This is a genomic window from Flectobacillus rivi (assembly GCF_030056655.1).
Lineage (GTDB): Bacteria > Bacteroidota > Bacteroidia > Cytophagales > Spirosomataceae > Flectobacillus > Flectobacillus rivi.
Window position 1 is genome coordinate 1 of record NZ_JASHIE010000034.1, and the last position, 1,099, is coordinate 1,099.

Sequence of the window (1,099 nt, forward strand, 5' to 3'; positions counted from 1 at the left end):
TGTAAGGATAACACCGACACCCCTGACTCGCCTGTATTACCACTATAGGCATTCTTCAAACCGGAATTTTCCCCTAATAAATTAATCTGATTCCCGATATTAATCTTTGTCGTCTTTTGGTTTTGTACCATTACATCACTCTCACTGATCAGCTGAATCTGAGGATTTTCTATCCCTGTATTTTCAAAAGAAAACAATTCTATTAACTCGCCCTCTTTCAAGGCATAATGACTTGTCCCCATCGTCTGTAAGCCTACTGAATAATACGTGTAACTAGGAGCTAAACTCGGTGATTTCAACACCCCATTCAAATCCCATACGTCTGATTCCGACGCCGAACGAAGGTTAGTGAATTTAAAATCACTCCCAGATTTTACCTTAAAGCTGATCTGAGCGGTACTTATCAAATTGTGGGGGGAACTATAACTCTTTTCTGACAACACATACACATGGTAGGTCTTCAGGTTATCGTCTAACTTGAGTTGATACTTGATTTGGCCAACTACATGACCACTTATGAGTAATGATACTCCTAAGAGAATCGAGGATAGGATATGTCTCATATTGCTATGGTTTTGGGAGAGGGACTGTTTTTAAACAGCCCCTCTGCTACTTAGTTCTATGGTAATTGTTGGTAGATAATGAAGTTATTCAATTTCTCCACGTTTTCTGGATGGGTGAATATTTCATTAAACAACAAGTTTACATCATTACCTGGCCCTTGGAAGATTACCAAACCATCTAGGTTTATATCTGGTCGTAAGTAACCTGTCACCATGTAGTTATTCAAGCCTTCGGTATTACCTGCATCTGTCAACACAACACTGCCGATAAAGGTACGGTCGTTGTTTGGCCCTTGGTAAATCACAAATCTGTCTGGACTAGCATTACCGCCCCATAGTGCTCGAACACTACCTAGGTCTACCGTTGGATAAGCGGTGTATTCTGGATCTGTTGTTGCCTTTTTGTACAAGCTCAAACTTGGACTTGTGAAATCAACTAAGGCTGAACAGCTTGAGGTCAACGCTATCGCATTCGCAGTCATCGCTCCTAAGTGGTTACGGTGACGAACTGTCACATAATAGCTCTCTGGAATGGC

The 1,099-nt window shown here is 41.2% G+C and carries 2 protein-coding genes; both read right to left on the bottom strand.

Translation table 11 applies throughout. From position 1 onward, the window contains the following. Nucleotides 1–563: hypothetical protein (locus QM481_RS24785; protein WP_283383789.1), on the bottom strand; the 563-nt coding region annotated here is incomplete at its 3' end. 56 nt (nt 564–619) lie between these two features. Beyond that, nucleotides 620–1,099: hypothetical protein (locus tag QM481_RS24790; RefSeq protein ID WP_283383790.1), on the bottom strand; the 480-nt coding region annotated here is incomplete at its 5' end.